Annotated in this window: 15 protein-coding genes; 9 read left to right on the top strand and 6 right to left on the bottom strand. The window is 40.6% G+C overall.

What is annotated here, in order from left to right:
• Window positions 1-194: 194 nt before the first annotated feature.
• The 3 genes from J2Z81_RS08580 to J2Z81_RS08570 all read right to left on the bottom strand — a co-directional run bounded on the left by J2Z81_RS08580 (window position 195) and on the right by J2Z81_RS08570 (window position 3,024).
• Entirely contained in the window at window positions 195-1,124 is a 930-nt protein-coding gene (locus J2Z81_RS08580) for a DMT family transporter (RefSeq protein ID WP_038221244.1), read from the bottom strand.
• Window positions 1,121-1,906 carry a hypothetical protein gene (locus tag J2Z81_RS08575; protein ID WP_226371153.1) on the bottom strand — a complete coding sequence of 262 codons (786 nt, stop codon included), beginning with the start codon at window positions 1,904-1,906 and terminating at the stop codon, window positions 1,121-1,123. The genes J2Z81_RS08580 and J2Z81_RS08575 overlap by 4 nt, the downstream gene beginning before the upstream one ends.
• 161 nt (window positions 1,907-2,067) lie before the next feature.
• The gene (locus J2Z81_RS08570) at window positions 2,068-3,024 is read right to left on the bottom strand and encodes an NAD(P)H-dependent flavin oxidoreductase (protein ID WP_029269986.1); all 957 of its coding nucleotides are present in this window, start codon (window positions 3,022-3,024) and stop codon (window positions 2,068-2,070) included.
• Window positions 3,025-3,327: 303 nt separating this feature from the next.
• On the opposite strand from J2Z81_RS08570, the gene J2Z81_RS08565 reads away from it, so the two are divergent.
• Window positions 3,328-3,783, top strand: coding sequence for a MarR family winged helix-turn-helix transcriptional regulator (locus J2Z81_RS08565; RefSeq protein ID WP_029269988.1), 456 nt, complete (start codon window positions 3,328-3,330; stop codon window positions 3,781-3,783).
• Window positions 3,784-3,907: 124 nt separating this feature from the next.
• On the opposite strand, the gene J2Z81_RS08560 is transcribed toward J2Z81_RS08565, so the two are convergent.
• The 3 genes from J2Z81_RS08560 to J2Z81_RS08550 all read right to left on the bottom strand — a co-directional run bounded on the left by J2Z81_RS08560 (window position 3,908) and on the right by J2Z81_RS08550 (window position 8,932).
• Window positions 3,908-4,879: a ring-cleaving dioxygenase gene (locus tag J2Z81_RS08560; RefSeq protein ID WP_226371152.1), complete on the bottom strand. Its 972-nt coding sequence runs from the start codon at window positions 4,877-4,879 to the stop codon at window positions 3,908-3,910.
• Between the two features lie 75 nt (window positions 4,880-4,954).
• Window positions 4,955-5,932 carry a ring-cleaving dioxygenase gene (locus J2Z81_RS08555; RefSeq protein WP_226371151.1) on the bottom strand — a complete coding sequence of 326 codons (978 nt, stop codon included), beginning with the start codon at window positions 5,930-5,932 and terminating at the stop codon, window positions 4,955-4,957.
• A 1,362-nt stretch (window positions 5,933-7,294) separates the two neighbouring features.
• The gene (locus J2Z81_RS08550; protein WP_226371150.1) at window positions 7,295-8,932 is read right to left on the bottom strand and encodes a ribulokinase; all 1,638 of its coding nucleotides are present in this window, start codon (window positions 8,930-8,932) and stop codon (window positions 7,295-7,297) included.
• 194 nt (window positions 8,933-9,126) lie between these two features.
• On the opposite strand from J2Z81_RS08550, the gene J2Z81_RS08545 reads away from it, so the two are divergent.
• The 8 genes from J2Z81_RS08545 to J2Z81_RS08510 all read left to right on the top strand — a co-directional run bounded on the left by J2Z81_RS08545 (window position 9,127) and on the right by J2Z81_RS08510 (window position 17,399).
• On the top strand, window positions 9,127-10,248 hold the full coding sequence (locus J2Z81_RS08545) for an alcohol dehydrogenase catalytic domain-containing protein (protein ID WP_226371149.1): 1,122 nt from the start codon (window positions 9,127-9,129) through the stop codon (window positions 10,246-10,248).
• Window positions 10,249-10,268: 20 nt separating this feature from the next.
• Entirely contained in the window at window positions 10,269-11,528 is a 1,260-nt protein-coding gene (locus tag J2Z81_RS08540; protein ID WP_038221245.1) for an MFS transporter, read from the top strand.
• Between the two features lie 90 nt (window positions 11,529-11,618).
• Entirely contained in the window at window positions 11,619-12,377 is a 759-nt protein-coding gene (locus J2Z81_RS08535) for a DeoR/GlpR family DNA-binding transcription regulator (protein ID WP_226371148.1), read from the top strand.
• A gap of 233 nt (window positions 12,378-12,610) precedes the next feature.
• Window positions 12,611-13,123: a hypothetical protein gene (locus tag J2Z81_RS08530; protein WP_226371147.1), complete on the top strand. Its 513-nt coding sequence runs from the start codon at window positions 12,611-12,613 to the stop codon at window positions 13,121-13,123.
• Window positions 13,124-13,472: 349 nt separating this feature from the next.
• Window positions 13,473-13,922: a PTS sugar transporter subunit IIA gene (locus tag J2Z81_RS08525; RefSeq protein WP_226371146.1), complete on the top strand. Its 450-nt coding sequence runs from the start codon at window positions 13,473-13,475 to the stop codon at window positions 13,920-13,922.
• A gap of 45 nt (window positions 13,923-13,967) precedes the next feature.
• Window positions 13,968-15,302, top strand: coding sequence for a PTS galactitol transporter subunit IIC (locus J2Z81_RS08520; protein WP_226371145.1), 1,335 nt, complete (start codon window positions 13,968-13,970; stop codon window positions 15,300-15,302).
• A 47-nt stretch (window positions 15,303-15,349) separates the two neighbouring features.
• Complete coding sequence (locus J2Z81_RS08515) at window positions 15,350-15,637, top strand: PTS sugar transporter subunit IIB (RefSeq protein ID WP_226371144.1); 288 nt, start codon at window positions 15,350-15,352, stop codon at window positions 15,635-15,637.
• A 409-nt stretch (window positions 15,638-16,046) separates the two neighbouring features.
• The gene (locus J2Z81_RS08510; RefSeq protein WP_029270983.1) at window positions 16,047-17,399 is read left to right on the top strand and encodes an MFS transporter; all 1,353 of its coding nucleotides are present in this window, start codon (window positions 16,047-16,049) and stop codon (window positions 17,397-17,399) included.
• Window positions 17,400-17,469: the final 70 nt, after the last annotated feature.

The following is a 17,469-nucleotide window of genomic DNA, read 5'->3' as shown; positions in this document are numbered from 1 at the left end:
GGATACTCAAGAGATTGAACCGCCGTATACGGAACCGTACGTACGGTGGTGTGAGAGGTCGACTAACCAAGTAATGGTTAGTCACCTACTCGATTGACGGAGGCTAAGGAGATAGAAGCTGAGCATGCCCTCATACAACCAACTTTCGGGCAAGAAAAAAAGCTTGCAGCATGTTGGCTGCAAGCTTCCATCGTTTATGCGCTAGGATTTCCGGAGCTTCTCATTTGTTTTCGCTTCAATAGCCAAGCTTCCAGTCCGCCGGAGCCAAGCAGAACGCCAGAGACGATCAAAATGAGTCCAATAAAATGTCCCGGGACAATCGATTCGCCTAAGAAAAGAGCCGCTCCAATTAGTGAAAAGAATGTGTTTAAGTTAAGGAATATAGATGATTCTGCTGGCCCAACTTGCCCGATGGCATAGTTATAAGCCATATGTCCAACCCCTGTCGCAATGATTGCAGAGAAAAGGAACACCGCCCAAACGGATGGCGCAACACCGATAAGCGAATCGATGCCACCGGGTTCCTTCCATAAACTGACGATAAAAAGAAAGAAGGAACCGATTAGCAGCATATATACGGTCAATAGACGCGGTTCCATCGTTTCTGAGGCCCGCTTAATTAAAATAAAGCTGAGCGCCTGCGATGTGATGGATAGTAAAATATGTACATCCCCGAGATTAATCCCGTTCACTCCGCCACTGCCGACTAAAACCGTTGTACTCACGCCTAAGGTTCCAAGAATGAAGCCAGTGAACTGGATCCACGAGGGCTTTCTTCTTAAGAAGATCATGGAAAAAACAACGGTTAAGAGCGGACCCAATCCGAGAATCAGTCCTGTATTGGTAGCGGATGTTTTAGTAAGTCCTTCAGCCAGGAAAAAGTGGTGAAAGAAGACACTTAAAAAAGCACCGCCAATAATGTAAATAATCTCTGATTTTTTCGGCAAACGGACAAGCCGCAAAAAGGTAAGGATAAGGAATGCGGTTAAGCTAGCCACGAATATTCTCAAGGATGTAATGGTTATTGGCATAAAATTCGCAACAATCACTTTAAGCGCGGACACATTTATTCCCCACGACAGCATAACGAGAATGATAATGATATAGATTTTATTAACTTTCAACGTAAGATCCCTTCTTCGCGTAGCATAATGTATGTTAGCTTATCATATTTTAATGCATGCGTATAGGGGGGTGGCGGTATTTCTCCATTATCAAAAACGCGCAGTAAATAAAGAAGGTCGAGCAATAACGAGTCAAAGTCGCGCAATATCGCCTCAAGATCGAGCAACACCACCTCAAGGTCGAGCAATACCATCTCAAGGTCGCGCAATACCACTTCAAGGTCGCGCAATATCACCTCAAGATCGAGCAATACCACCTCAAAGTCGAGCAATACCACCTCAAAGTCGCGCAATACCATCTCCAAGTCGCGCAATATCACCTCAAGGTCGCGCAATACCACCTCAAGGTCGAGCAATACCACCTCAAGGTCGCGCAATATCACCTCAAAGTCGAGCAATACCACTTCAAGGTCGAGCAATACCATCTCAAGTTCGCGCAACATCACCTCAAGGTCGAGCAATACCATCTCCAAGTCGAGCAATACCACTTCAAGGTCGAGCAACACCATCTCCATGTCGCGCAATACCACCTCAAAGTCGAGCAATACCACCTCAAAGTCGCGCAACATCACCTCAAGGTCGAGCAATACCATCTCCAAGTCGCGCAATACCACCTCAAGGTCGAGCAATACCATCTCCATGTCGCGCAATACCGCCTCAAGGTCGCGCAATAACACTTCAAGGTCGCGCAATACCGCCTCCATGTCGCGCAATACCGCCTCAAAGTCGAGCAATACCACCTCAAAGTCGAGCAAAAACACCTCAAGATCGAGCAACAACAAATGAGGGGGGAAGCCCCTTCTATGAGTTATAAACTATTAAATAAGTAAGCACGTATCGTTGAAAAGTTTTTGCTATTGGTAGAAAAGCCGCTAATTGTATCGCCAGGTTCCAGTTTTTTTATCTGCCCATGTTGAATTTTTAGACCAACAACCCATAATGGTTACTTCAACAATCTTGCTCTCGCTTCTTTATATTGTGCTTCTAATTGTGCTACATAATCTTTTGTATGTTGTACTTTTTTTATTGCGTCAATTCCTTGACCACAACCCCAAATATCTTTCCACGCTTTTTTACTAGCATCTCCGCCAAAATCCATTTTTGATGGATCACTTTCTGGTAAATGATCTGGGTCCATTCCTGCTGCACGGATGGATGGTGCTAAATAGTTTCCGTGCACACCTGTAAAATAATTGCTATAGACGATATCATCCGAAGTTCCTTCAACAACCGCTTGTTTATACTCGTCAACCGCCCTTGCCTCATGTGTCGCGATAAATGGTGAACCGATATAAGCAAAATCCGCTCCCATTGCTTCCGCTGCCAAAATGCTACCTCCCGTTGCAATAGAGCCCGCGAGTGCAAGTGTTCCATCAAACCATTCACGAATTTCCTGAATGAGTGCAAATGGACTTTTCGAACCAGCATGCCCTCCTGCTCCTGCCGCTACTGCGATTAAACCGTCCGCTCCTTTTTCAATCGCTTTTTTCGCAAACGTCTGATTGATCACATCATGCAATACGACTCCACCATAACTTTGTGTCTCTTGGTAGACATCTTCCCTTACACCGAGTGACGTGATAATGATGGGCACTTTGTATTTTTTACATAAGGCCATATCTTCTTCAAGACGTGTATTCGAACGGTGGACAATTTGATTAATTGCGAAAGGTGCTGCTGGTCGATCCGGATTTTTCGCGTTATAGCTCGCAAGCTCTTCTGTAATTTCTGCAAGCCATTCATCCAGTTGGGAGGACGGTCTTGCGTTAAGTGCAGGCATTGCACCTACGATACCTGCTTTACATTGTTCGATGACAAGCTTTGGATTACTAATGATAAACATCGGCGAACCGATCACTGGGATTCTCATTCTTTTTTTCCATTCCATTAAATTTGTCATTTCACTTCCCCCTTTATTCGTAAGCGCTATCAAATCATTCGAAAATAGCTTAAAAATAGATGTTTCTTTGATCATTTTTCAATCATAGTGAGCGTACCACGAGATAAACCAATGCGCCGTTCTCCTTCATCCGTCCATCCAGTCCATTTCCTATTCTCCTTTCTCCACATGTAAGTTTTCATTTCATCGAATATCGTTTACAATGAAATTAATTCAAAATTTTCAAATTACATGTATATACATGTATCCTATAAAGAATTTCAATTTTTGTCAATGACAAACTTGGAGAAAGGAAGGTTGGCGATGGAAAAACATGAAGTTGAAAATATTTTGCAAGCGTGTGCTTGTGCTAATTTGCGAACGGTCTCACGTTCATTAACCCAGCTGTATAATCAATTACTTCAGGCAACGGATTTAAAAATTACGCAATATTATATGCTCGTTAATATTTATCAGTATAAAAAATTGTCGATTAGCGAATTGGGTGAAGTCATGATGTTGGAGCAAACGACAATCACTCGCAATGTGAATGTGCTAATAAAAAATAATTTTGTCCATGTTGAAAAAGACGAACGAGACTCCCGATCAAAATGCGTCTCTTTAACTTCGGTAGGAATTGAAAAATTGTACGAAGCGACACCGATATGGATGCAAGTGCAGGGGAAAATCGAGCGTGAAATCGGCACAAGTAATTATCATCACCTTTTGCGCACATTGAAACAAGTGCAAAAAATTATTACGCATTATGAAGATATGTAAGCATGGATGTAGTAATACGCGATCATCCATTGCTGCTGCATGATCTTCATCAAGCGTTTAATGACAACATTTTTAGATAGAAAAAAACCACCTCTTGCTTCAGAGATGGTTAGCTATTTCTAGTTTAATCGCGTATATTCAATGGTTTTAATTTTGCTTCTATTTCCGCGCGTCTCGGTTCTAAAAATGGCGGAAGTGCCAATTTTTCACCTAAGTGTTCCACTTCTTCATCGGTGTCGAACCCTGGACCGTCTGTTGCTAATTCAAATAAAATTCCATTTGGTTCTTTAAAATAGAAAGAGCGGAAGTAATATCGATCGACAAATCCGGAATTCTGGAATTTCGCATCTTGGATCTTTTGAATCCATTGCCTTAGTTCTGCTTCGGTTTCAACCCGAAATGCCACGTGATGTACCCCGCCTCTGCCTTGTCGCTCAGGAGGTAAATCTTTTCTTTCCTCCACATGGATTTCGGCGCCATTTCCACCCTCGCCAGTTTCAAATACTAGGATGTCCGGCTGTCCTTCGATCGTTGAAGCGTACTGTCCTTTTTTGCGAAAACCTAATTGACCTGTGAGGACGCCGTTCGTAGCTTCGGCGTGTTGAACCGTCAGTTTTACCGGGCCCAGTCCTTTTATTCCTTTATCTGGCGGAACCGGGCTCTTGTTCCAAGGAATACCGGCGGAAACACCCTTATTTTGTTCATCGGAAATCAGGGATAGGCGCTGTCCTTCAAAGTCCTCAAAAGGAAGTGTCTGATGTCCAGCGCACTCGGATATTCCACCATGCTTGACATTCAATTCCTCAAATCGATCCTTCCAATACGTTAGTGCTTGGTCATCAGCGACACGCAGGGATATACCGGAAATGCTGTTGGTTCCTTCATGGTTCTTAGCAAGCATTGGGATATCAAAAAATGTTAATTCTGTTCCGGGACTGCCTTGTTCATCCGCGTAAAAGAGATGGTAGAATGATGGATTATCCTGATTTACTGTTTTCTTGACCATACGCATACCGAGTGTATTCGTATAAAAATCGACATTCTCGAATGCTTTTGCCGTTAATGCGGAGACGTGATGGATTCCTTTTAGTTCCATGCCTTTTCCTCCTTTTTATCGAAAGCGTGCTCCTATGCCTGTTCCTTTTCATCGCGGTTTTCAACCGAGTGTTTCTTATTCTTTCGTCAACTGTTTTGTACTTCTTACAGTGTCGATTGGACGCACATATGCTTCAATGGTTGCACGTTTTGACTCCAGTTTAGGCGGCAGGGACAATTTTTCACCAAGTGTTTCATAAGGTTCATCGCCCATAAATCCCGGGCCATCTGTTGCAATTTCAAATAAAATATGTGGTGAAATTTTTGTATATAAGGACTCGAAGTAGTGGCGATTGACGTAACCGGAGTTTGGCAGCCGCAAATCTTGCAGATGCTGTATCCAATCGTTCAACCCTTCATGATCCTCCACTCGGAAAGCCGCGTGGTGAACCGTTCCAAAACCTTGACGTGCTTGAGGTAGAGCTGTATTATGTTCGACAATGACTTGCGCGCCATTTCCGCCCTCGCCAACTTCAAATAAATGAAAGGATGCTTCCTGATCGATTTCTTTAAATAATAGGACTTTTTCCATCATCTCTTTGAAGTGCGTAACGTTATCGACACGCACAAAGATCGGTCCTAGTCCGGTAATGGCGTAGTCTAACGGAATTGGCCCTTTCTGCCATGGTGTTCCCGGCGCAACGCCACGATTTTTTTCATCTGAAATGAGTTGATATTGCTGATCATCAAAATCAACGAAAGAAAGTGTTTTCTTGCCAAACTGCTCCTTGATGCCTTCGTGCTTCACTTTTAGGCGTTCAAAACGTTCCATCCAATACTTTAGTGCTGCGTCACTTGAGACACGAAAAGACGTTTTTGCAATCTCATTTGTACCGTGCACCCCTTTAGGAATGCCGGGGAAATCAAAGAAAGTCATATCTGTACCTGGGCTGCCTGTATCGTCGGCGAAAAATAGGTGATACGTTTGAATGTCATCCTGGTTGACTGTTTTCTTTACTAAACGCATCCCTAGAACATACGTAAAAAATTCATAATTCTTTTCTGCACTGCTTGTAATAGCTGTAACATGGTGAATACCTTTTAATGATTTCATTGTCATCCTCCTTTAGTAATCAAGAAATGTGGGATGGAGCATACCATTTCCTTTAAAAAATGATGGCGTCAATCGAATAGGCTCCAGGGCCAATCAATGCGACTCCGACTCCGACAGCAATAAGCTCAGATATTTATCAAATGAACCTCCTAAATGAAAGTGATCGTTATTTTTTTGATTTTTAAGTACGTGTCGCGCAATAAAAGGATAGACTCGAGCGATATGGAATGGAACTCGAGCCATAGCCTGTTGAAATTGCGCAGTACCGTTCCAGCTTGATATTAAAAAAATATTATTTCTACGCTCTCATAGCGAGTATATCTGCCTTTATCATGCGAGTAAGTCTTTTTTTCTATCCGTTCCTTCTTCTCCAATTATCTTTAATTCGAGATATATTATATCAAGATAATAACTTTTGTCAAAAACAAATGCTCAGGAGAAATAGGCAAGTAAAAAAGGTTTGCCCCTTTAGGTCGTTCGCTTACCATGGAGAAAACTCAAAATACCCGTATTATGAAATAGCAACGTTTTTAGACCATTCGTAAAAAGTGAATGAACTTAGAAATGGACTCATTGTGTTATTAAAACTAAACAACTCCGTTCACATGTAACGGAGCTGTTTCTTTTTAATTATTTTCATTTGATTTTTGAACAATCGGCCCAGATGTCTTGAATCATTTTTATGGCTCACTAATTCCTACTGCTAGCAGAAGAAAAGAAGCAAATACCAATACTGCGCTATTCAGTATAATTCCTGTTATCATAAACCACAGCTTTTTAGATGTGATCGCGAAAATAATTCCAAATACGGAAAGCACCGTAAAGACGCTTATAATTAAAGTCAATTGTATTATTTTTTTGTAACTGGTATGTTTTGGATGAATCTTGTTCAATTTATCGTAATAATCATTCCAATGGTTTATCCAAAGTGGTGGGGTAGTTATGCAGGTTATACTTCAGATGGTTACAAGGCACTGAAATTTTTACAACGTGATAAGTATTTTATTTTAACATAAATATTCCGAATATCAGGTTCAATTTAAAAATGCATCTCTCTCTTTTTGGACCATATACGCTAAATAGCACTTTTATAAAAAAGGTATGTTAGCAAAGGAATGATTTTCTATTTTAGCAATACGTTTAGGGCACAGCCAATCCATATTGTCACTTTGTCATTCATGGTGTTATTACAAATGATAAAAGAGTAAATGATACATTCCAACGTTGTGATGTCAAGAAAAAATAGCGTACTAAATGTTAGGTGATTTAGTACGCTAAAATAGAATGTAATTTTATATCTTCTCCATCGTAAGTGAAACACTTAGCCTTACTTGCTTTTTTGCTTTTATTTTCATATGCGTATTAGTCGCGTGCAGCTAATTCATGCAGCCGCTTCATCATATTGATTCGCTCAAAGCCGTGAAAGTCATGCATTTCGTGGTATATTTCAAACAGCGATTGATAGATCTTTACGTTTTCTGAGATAGGGTAGACGGTTTTTAAAAAGGGCTGTTTCATCTTTTGGACAGCTTCTTCCATCGTGCGATGTCCTCCTCCTGCGACGGTGCCAAGAATTGCTGCTCCGATGGCAGGTGCATAGTCACTTGCTGAAATATGGATGGGTTTATTCAAAATATCTGCGTAAATTTGCATTAATAAGGCATTTTTTTGCGGCAGGCCGCCACATGCAAAGACTTCGTCAATTTGCATTCCCCAGTCTTCGTATGATCTCATAATCATTTTCGTTCCAAATGCTGTTGCTTCCATATACGCTCGGTAGATGTCTTCGATTTTCGTATGAAGGGTTAAGCCAAGCAGTAAACCGCTTAAATCACTGTCACTTAATACAGAGCGATTTCCGTTGTGCCAGTCAAGTGCAACCAATCCCGTTTCTCCTGCGCGCTTCTCAGCTGCTTTTTCCTCTAATAATTGATGAACAGATATATGACGGTTTGAGGCTTCCTCTGTGTATTCATTTGGAGCCTGTTTAACAGCATACGCAAATAGGTCACCAACAGCGGATTGACCTGCTTCATAGGCAAACAATCCCGGTATAATTGCATCTTTTACACTGCCTGAAATTCCTGGAATTTGTTTTTGTTCATCGTGCAGCATGAGATGACAGGTGGATGTCCCCATTACCATCGTTAGTTGGTTTTTACGTTCAGAGCCGACGCCAAGCAGTGCGGAATGTGCATCAATGATTGCCGGTGCAACAGGGAGACCTGCGGGAAGTCCTAAGGTTTTACTCATTTCGTTTGATAGTTCTCCTGCTTTCTCGCCTATTTTAACAAGCCTTCCTTCCAGTTTTTCTTTAATGATCGACGGAAGTTTCGGATGAAGCTGTTCATAATAATCGTAAAAGAACCCATCTTCTTCGTTCCAAAATGTTTTGAATCCTCTTGCACAATTACTCCGGACATTTTCCTGAATGAGGGTAGAGACAATCCAGTCACCTGCTTCCATAATATAGGCGGTTTCTTTTAAAATCTCCGGGGCGTTATTTAAGAGTTCCATTACTTTAGGAATCATCCACTCGCTACTTACATTATAACCGTAGTTGCCAAGCCATCTATTTTTATTCATACGGGCAACTTCGAACATATCCGCAGCTTCTTTGCTTGCTCCGTGGTGTTTCCATAGTTTTACGTAAGCATGCGGATTTGTTTTGAATTTTTCTTTCTCGCTTAACGGTGTTAATTGATCATCTGCAACCACTACGGTAGAGGAGGTGAAATCAACTCCCAGTCCAACGATTTGATCCGGATGGATACCGGCTTTTTTCACAGCCTCCGGAATCCCTGCCCTTAAAACATCCATATAATCCTTTGCATCTTGCAGTGCAAATGGATGTGGGATCGCTTTATCTGCTAGGGAAGACGTGATTGTACCACTTTTATATGGGACAACACGCATGCCGGCAACTTCACCGGTCTCTATATGAACGATAAGCACTCTTCCTGAAGCGGTGCCAAAGTCAATGCCGATTGCATACGTCATCTGCATTCTCTCCTTGAAAGCGTTTGAATTTCGATCTGTTTTCATGATAAACATAAATGAGCATAAAATCAAGCGAAATAAACATAATAATGCGTTCTCGAGTTGACATGAGCAAAAGAAAGCGTTATTATTAACTTAAATAAACATAAAAGAACATAAACGAGCATAAAATTTACAGCATGAGGAGGATTTCGATGCATGCAGATACAGAGACAAACATTACTTCAGCAGCATATCGATTGATCGAACCAGGTGTTTTCAAAAAGCAGACGATCGAACATGAAGTGAAAGAAAATGATGTGGTTGTTGAACCGTATATGGCTAGCGTCTGTCACGCGGATTTAAGATATTATACCGGCAATAGAAGAAAAGAGGCACTTGAAGCAAAATTACCAATGTCCCTCTTTCACGAAGCACTTGGCATTGTCAAAGAATCTTACCACCCCGACTTTAAGCAGGGGGATCGGGTTGTTGTTGTCCCGAGTATTCCAGGCTATGTCTTAAACAATCAATCGAAGAGCGATTGCTGTGATAATTGCAAGAATGACGGCTATGACAATTATTGTTTAAACGGAGCGTTTTTAGGAAGCGGTTATGATGGTGCTGGCCAAAGCAGGCTAGTTATTGGCGGGGAAAATGTCGTCCATGTGCCAGAAGATCTAGCGGATGATATCGCTATTTTGGCTGAATTATGTTCGGTTTCCTTATTCGCCATTAATTTAATTGAAGATTTAACAACGAAAACGTCAAATAAGGTAGCTGTTTTTGGAGATGGACCACTCGGGTATTTGACAGCTTCAGCACTTCATTTTATTTATCAAATACCAAAAGAAAACTTACTCGTTTTTGGAGCGATCCCAGAAAAGATAGCTCAATTTGACCGTTTTGCAACGACAGCATTAGTGCAGGAGTACGATTTTAATAGTGAAAAGGGCGTTAAAACGGTATTTGAATGTACAGGTGGAAAATTTAGTTCAAGTGCGATCAATCAAGCAATTGATTTGTTAGATGTACAAGGTAATCTGACGCTCATGGGCGTTACGGAAGATTTGGTACCAATGAACACAAGAGATATTCTCGAGAAGGGGATTCGTGTCCGCGGAAGCTCTAGAAGTACGGTAAAAGAATTTAAGCAGCTCATGGATGCATTTTTAAATGAAGATTATCAAAACGTACTAAGTAAGTTAATACCCAAAGAACATTTTGTCGTTCGCTCAACTAAAGATTTAACGGAAGCAATGGAAGCCGATGCAAAGGATAAAGGTTGGAAGAAAACATACCTTACATTTGATTGGAATCAAAAAGCATCATCATAAAGGAAGAGGGGGAAGGGAAAATGAATACGTCGGGCAATTTCTTGACAAAGATTGGTATTCCGCAAAAAATTGTTTGGGGATATCTGGGTATCCTCATTTTTATGATGGGGGACGGACTAGAGATTGGCTGGCTGAGTCCATGGCTAGTTGACCATGGATTTACAGTTCAGCAATCAAGTCTATTATTTACTGCCTATGGTGTAACCGTTGCCATCGGGGCATGGTTTAGTGGAGTACTTGCAGAAGCGCTTGGTGGGAAGCGTACCATGTTATTAGGATTCTTATTATATATTCTTGGAACTGTCGGTTTTATTAGCTTTGGTATTTCATCGATGAATTTATCCATCATGCTACCGACGTATGCGCTTCGAGGTTTTGGTTATCCACTTTTTGCATATTCTTTCTTAGTGTGGATTTCCTACCGGGCAGATAAGGACCATCTCGGTTCTGCTGTTGGCTGGTTTTGGTTTGTATTTACAGGTGGACTAAACGTCCTTGGTGCTTATTATTCTGTTTGGGCGATTGAGCAGTTTGGACATGTGAACACGTTATGGACATCGCTTTTTTGGGTGACGCTTGGAGCAATTATCGCATTAATCATTAATAAAGATACACTGCCATCAAATAAAGGATCCTCCAAGGAAAAACTAAAAGAAATTGGTAAAGGGATCACCATTATGAAAGAAGAACCGAAAGTACTGTTAGGCGGCATTGTTCGAATAATTAATACAACAGCACAGTTTGCCTTCCCCGTTTTCTTGCCTGTCTATTTAGCACAGCATGGCATCCCAACAAGTCAATGGCTTGCTATCTGGGGAGCAATCTTTACAAGTAATATTTTATTTAACCTTGTTTTTGGAATCGTTGGGGATAAACTCGGCTGGAGAAATACCATTATGTGGTTTGGCGGAATAGGTTGTGGAATCACCACACTTGGACTCGCATATATTCCATTATGGACATCAGGAAATATTTATTTAGTCGGTGCCATTGGCATTGTTTGGGGTGCTTGTCTAGCTGCATATGTACCATTATCTGCATTGGTACCTTCACTTGTTTCAAAAGATAAAGGTGCGGCACTAGCTGTATTAAACTTAGGTGCTGGACTTCCAGTGTTTATCGGTCCTGTCATCGTTGGTTTATTTATCGGGATCATCGGTGATATTGGCGTAATTTGGGTGCTTGCAGGATTATATTTCTTAAGTACGGTTTTAACATACTTTATCAAGTTACCAGAAGAAATGGCACCTGGAAATGGACATGTTTCAGAACCATCATAAGCAACTTAGAAAGGAAGCGGCGCATGCCGTTTCTTTTTTGGAATGAATACGATAGAATAATGATGAATCTAACATAAAGACGGTGATGTTGTGTTACCCGCAGAACGGAAACAAGAAATTTTAAGATATGTACAAGAAAAAAATGCAGCAACGATTAGGGATTTATCGACGCATTTTGATGTGCACGAAGCTACGATCAGACGGGATTTATCGGAACTGGAGAAGAGCAAAAAACTAAAGCGAACGCATGGCGGGGTTATTTTAAATGAAGAGGAAATTCATTCGGAACCGCATTTTGATATGAGGGAGGGCTCTTTTAGTGAGGAGAAGCAGAGAATTGGATTAAAGGCCGCATCCTTTATTGAGGATGGCGATACGATTATATTGGATTCCGGGACGACAACGACGAAAATAGCCGAGGCAATCAAAGACCGGGAAAATATTACGGTTATTACCAATGATATTCATATTGCGGCACTTCTCAGGCATTCACAGTTAAAGGTTATTGTTACAGGAGGAACGTTATTTCAGCAAAATTTTATTTTAAATGGGGAAATAACGAATCACACACTGGGTAACTTAAATGTAAAAAAAGCGTTTATTGCAACGCCTGCCCTGCATCATGAAAAAGGGTTGACGCATTTTGATGAGACATTAATATCTGCCAAAATAAGGATGGTTCGCGCAGCAAAGGAAATTTTTGTGGTGACCGATCATAGTAAAATGAGCAGGGTCTCTTTGTACACCTTTGCTAAAATGGAAGACATTGATTACATTATAACGGATTCGAAAATAAATAAACATATTGAAAAAAGATTAAAAGAAAGCTGTGATCTGATCATTGTGTGAGGGATTACGTAGAACGAAGGACCCCAAGTGCTGAGGTGATGCACTTGGGGTTTTTGGCTGGGTGAGATAAAGTGATTTGCTTAAAACTACTGTTGGGGACAATTAGGAAAGCAAAAGATAATTTGCGAGAAATAGAGCAGATTTATCTGCCTGTGGTGACTGCGAATGAACCAGAACAGGGAGGAAGGTAATGTTGCATATTTATTTTAAATTTGCACAAACTATAGGTGCTTATGTTCTGTTCGTTAACAGCTAAAACAGCTAGAGGTGAAATTATGTGGATTACTTTACTACAAGTTGCTGCGCTTGTCCTTCCTTGGTTTTCGTTACCGTTTTTAAAAGGTAATGCAATTAAACGCTATCTGCCTGTGACCGTTTTTGCCACATTACTTGTATCCATTCTTTTCCAAATTGCGGATACATATGAATGGTGGACGATGCATCGATATATTCTTCCGTGGGGATACTTAGTTGAAATTAGTGTTGTTTATGGAATTTTCCCAGTTGGGACCCTCTGGATTTTTTATTTATCCTATCGCCGTTTATGGATTTACATCGTCACTAATTTGGCCGTAAATACTATTTTCACCTTTATTGGTATTCCTCTTATTTTAGAGGGATTAGGGATTGTGTCATTTGTGAATTTAGAGCATTGGCAATGGTTTCTGATCGCAATGATTCTTTCTTTCGTTATCTATGGATATCAGATGTGGCAGGAGGGGATTTTTAAGGAGGAAAAGGCGTAGGTTGATTCAAGCATGATATGATAAAAAAATTACCAAAGTATATATAGACCCATCCCAGCCCTCAGCTTTCACGATGAAGTGTCTGTAATGGGGGATGGGTTTTTGGGTAGGATTGTCAAAAGAACCGAAGTAACATAACTTGGGTTCTTTATCATTGTGGGATCATCTATCATAGGGCCCCCGGAATTTTCTTTTGTGTAAATTAAAAATATCGTGCCATGGTATTATTATTTTAGTAAAACCGTATACAAAGGCCACCTAATCGAAGCAGCGCAATGGCCATTATGTTATTATACATACGAGCGATGATAGAATTTCATATCTAGTCTAGCGAAGAGGGAGAGTTCATATGAGATTCGAAGATGATTTGGTTCTACTTCAATTAGAATCAAAAACAAAAGAAGAAGTGATATCGAAACTAGGTAATCAACTGCAAAAAAATGCTTATGTTACGGAAGACTTTGTGAAAAGTGTATTACAAAGAGAAGAACATTTCCCCACTGGACTTCCCGCATCTCCATATGGAGTCGCCATTCCCCATACGGACCCTAACAAGGTAGTTCAGTCACAGATCGCCTTTGCTTCTTTGAAAAATCCAGTAATATTTTACACAATGGGGCCTGTGCAATATAAAATAGAAGTTAAAATGGTATTTCTGCTTGCTTTGAAAAAGTCAAATGAGCAATTGAACATGCTTCAAAATTTGACAGGAGTGCTTCAGCATGAAAATATGGTAAAAAAGCTTGGGGACGCAAAAAATGTTGAACAATTCAAGCAAACAATCAAGCGGATGATTTAATGCAGGTGTAGCTAATGATAAACGCTGTTTAAGGGGGAGGATCATATGGGGGTCTTACAATGGTTTGTTGATCTTGGGGCAAGCGTCATGTTACCAATTATTATTTTTATTTTCGCGTTGGTATTGGGGGCTAAGCCCGGTAAAGCTTTCCGATCAGGCATAACAGTTGGAATTGGTTTTATTGGATTAAATTTGGTAATCGATTTATTGACAAATAGTTTGGGTCCAGCTTCGCAATCGATGGTAGAGAACTTTGGATTTCAACTAAATACCATTGATGTGGGATGGCCTGCAGCTGCTGCTATTTCTTATGGAACTGCACTTGGAAGTTTGACAATACCAATTGGCATCGTAGTGAATATTATTTTATTAACATTCGGTCTCACAAGAACGCTAAATGTTGATATATGGAATTATTGGCATTGTGCTTTTACCGGATCTTTAGTTTACGCTTTAACAGGTGAGTTTGCATTAGGTTTATTTACGATTACAGTGCATTTACTTTTCATATTTTTCCTGGGCGATATCATAGCAAGACATGTTGAAAAATTTTATGGATATAAAAATATTACTTTTCCCCATGGAGGTTCTGCACCATCTTTTTTAGTTGCTTTGCCATTTAATTGGCTTTTTGACCGAATTCCTGGTTTCAATAAGCTGAAAGCAAACCCAGCATCTATTCAAAAAAGAATGGGAATTTTCGGTGATTCAACAGTGATGGGTGTCATCATTGGGATTGTTATTGGGATATTAGCCGGTTATCACGTATCAGAAGTGATGCAACTATCCATACAGACCGGTGCTGTCATGCTGCTTATGCCTAAAATGGTTGCTTTGTTAATGGAAGGATTATCACCTGTTTCAGAAGCAGCAGGGGATTTTGTTAAAAAACGTTTTTCGGGAAGGGGCTTATACATAGGGATGGATAGTGCATTATCTGTTGGACATCCTGCGGTATTATCTGCATCCTTGATCATTGTACCAATTACTTTATTTTTGGCAGTATTCCTGCCTGGAAATACAGTATTGCCTTTTGGAGATCTGGCTACCATTCCATTTTTAATCTGTTTAATGGTACCGGTATTTAGAGGAAACATTGTAAGGACGGTTATTGCTGGTTCATTCTATATTGCCATTGGTTTATATATAGCATCATGGGCAGCTCCATTGATTACGGATGCGGCCATAGCAGCAAATTTTGATATGGGATCAAATTCAAGTATTTCCGCATTGGTTGATGGGGCAGTATGGACTACTTTTATCTTTGTATGGCTGCCAAAAGTGATAAGTTGGTTCGGTATAGGGCTTTTTGGTCTATTGATCCTATTCGGTTTGGTATACGTGAATAAAATAAAGCCAAAGAAAGAAGTGGAAATGTAGGCAAGGAGATGACTTTGGAACATGTACTTGAAAAGGGGGAAAACGGAATGAAAAAGTTATTAATTATGTGTGGAACTGGAGTTGCTACATCCACTGTACTGATGGGGAAAATAAAAGATTGGCTGAAAGAAAATAAGTTGGAAAGCGAAGTGTCGTTGCATCAATCAAAAATAAGCGATGAATTAAACAGGATCGATGACTATGATGCTGTTATATCCACAACATTGGTGCCCGATAATATAAAAGAAAAAGTGATAGATGGAGTTCCTTTGTTAACAGGAGTTGGCACGGAAGAAATGTATACACGATTAAAAGATCAATTAACCAGTGAATAACTGACTAAATTTCCACGCTTTTTTAAAGTGTGGAAATTTATTTTTTAGTGAAAAGCATCGTCTTTTACTTTTGCTGTTGCGCGAGTGGGATGCTTTGTCGCTCGAGTTGCCCCGGTTGTTGCGCGAGTGGGAGACTTTGTCGCTCGAGTTGCCCCGGTTGTTGCGCGAGTAGGATGCTTTGTCGCTCGAGTTGCCCCGGTTGTTGCGCGAGTGGGATGCTTTGTCGCTCGAGTGGGATAGGTTATCGCTCGAGTTTACGCTATTCTTGCTCGACCTGCAGGAGGGAGCTAGAAAATTAGCCTTATCTAAGTTCCAGCCATGCCTTTATATTGAGTGAATTTCTCTGGAATGTTAAAATGTACTCTTATATCATTTTAGGTTTTTACAGCAGGAAAGGATGTGATGACGTGTGAAGAAACAGTTGAAATTTTTAATAGCGACAACATGGTTTATTACCTTGTTTGCTTCCTTAAATATTAATATGTTTAATCTTGGTATTCCACAAATTGCGAATACGTTTGATTTGAATTCTTCAGAAGCAAGCTGGATTACTTCAGGATTTATCCTATTTACCGGAATTTCCGCGATTACGTTTGGTAAGTTGGCAGATATCTACCCGACGCGTTGGCTCATGATGATCGGGATTGGGATACTTACGGCTGGATCACTGATTGGCATTTTGAGCCAAAACTTTTGGATGATTGTCATCGCTCGCATGATCCAAGGTGCTGGTGCCGGAGCATTTCCGTCGGTCAGCATGGTAATGGCTGCAAAATTTTACCCTCCACATAAACGAGGATTATTAATTGGAATTATCATGTCGAGTATTACGTTTGGGGCTGGTTTTGGTCCTTTAGTTGGAGGATATCTGACGCATTTATTAGGATGGAGAATTTTATTTGGACTTTCTTTGTTTAGTGTTGTTGGATTGCCCTTGCTGTGGCGCTTTACACCAAAGGAAACAACCTCCAGTGGCCATATCGATGTTGTCGGAGCTTTTTTATGCGTTTTAACTGCGCTGTTTCTGCTCCTCAGTGTGCAAATTCACCTATCATTCCTTGTCTTGGCAGCTATATTTGGCTTGATGATGGCATGGCAAAGTAAGCGAAGTAAAGATCCTTTCTTTCGGATTGAAATATTTAAAAATATTCCATACAGTATGTCAGCGTTAATGGTTTTTATGGTAAATTTATGCCATATCGCTGCTTATTTTGTTCTTCCGCTTATGCTGATCCATGTGAATGGCTTAAATGAAGCATGGGCAGGACTTATTATTTTCCCTGGTGCTGTATTATCAGCCTTTGCCGGCGGTCCAATTGGGAATATGACAGATAAATATGGCCCTTCGATGATGGTGCGCTGGGCAACGCTTATCATGGCCGCTGTTTTCCTATTGATTTCAACGGTTGTTGGACATTCCTATATTTGGGTGATGTTTGCGATTTTCTTTGAATATGTCAGTTACTCCATCAATCAAGTAGCCATTACAAGTTTTGCAAGTAAATCATTGGATATGGAAGAAGTCGGGGCTGGCATGGGCATGTTAAATTTACTCTTGTATGTAGGCATGGCAATTGGAACAGCTATATTCGGCCGTGTATTAACATTGGATATGGGAAAATGGAATCCGCTTAGCGATAGTCCTTTCCATGCGTATAGCAATGCGTTTTTAATCTTAGGCATTCTCATTTTAACCGTGATCGTGTTCTCAGCTATTGCCAAGCAGGCATCTGGGAAAAAGGAGCGGGTGAATGCTCCATAGGATAATATAAAGTAAGATCCACCATGTGTGATGAGCGTTTGATAAATGGTGGATTTTTTTATGGGAATGT

Origin of the sequence: Virgibacillus alimentarius (assembly GCF_017874635.1) — a bacterium.
GTDB classification, from domain to species: domain Bacteria; phylum Bacillota; class Bacilli; order Bacillales; family Amphibacillaceae; genus Virgibacillus_B; species Virgibacillus_B alimentarius.
The sequence above is the reverse complement of the archived record's forward strand: the minus strand, read 5'-3'. Positions and strand labels throughout refer to the sequence as shown.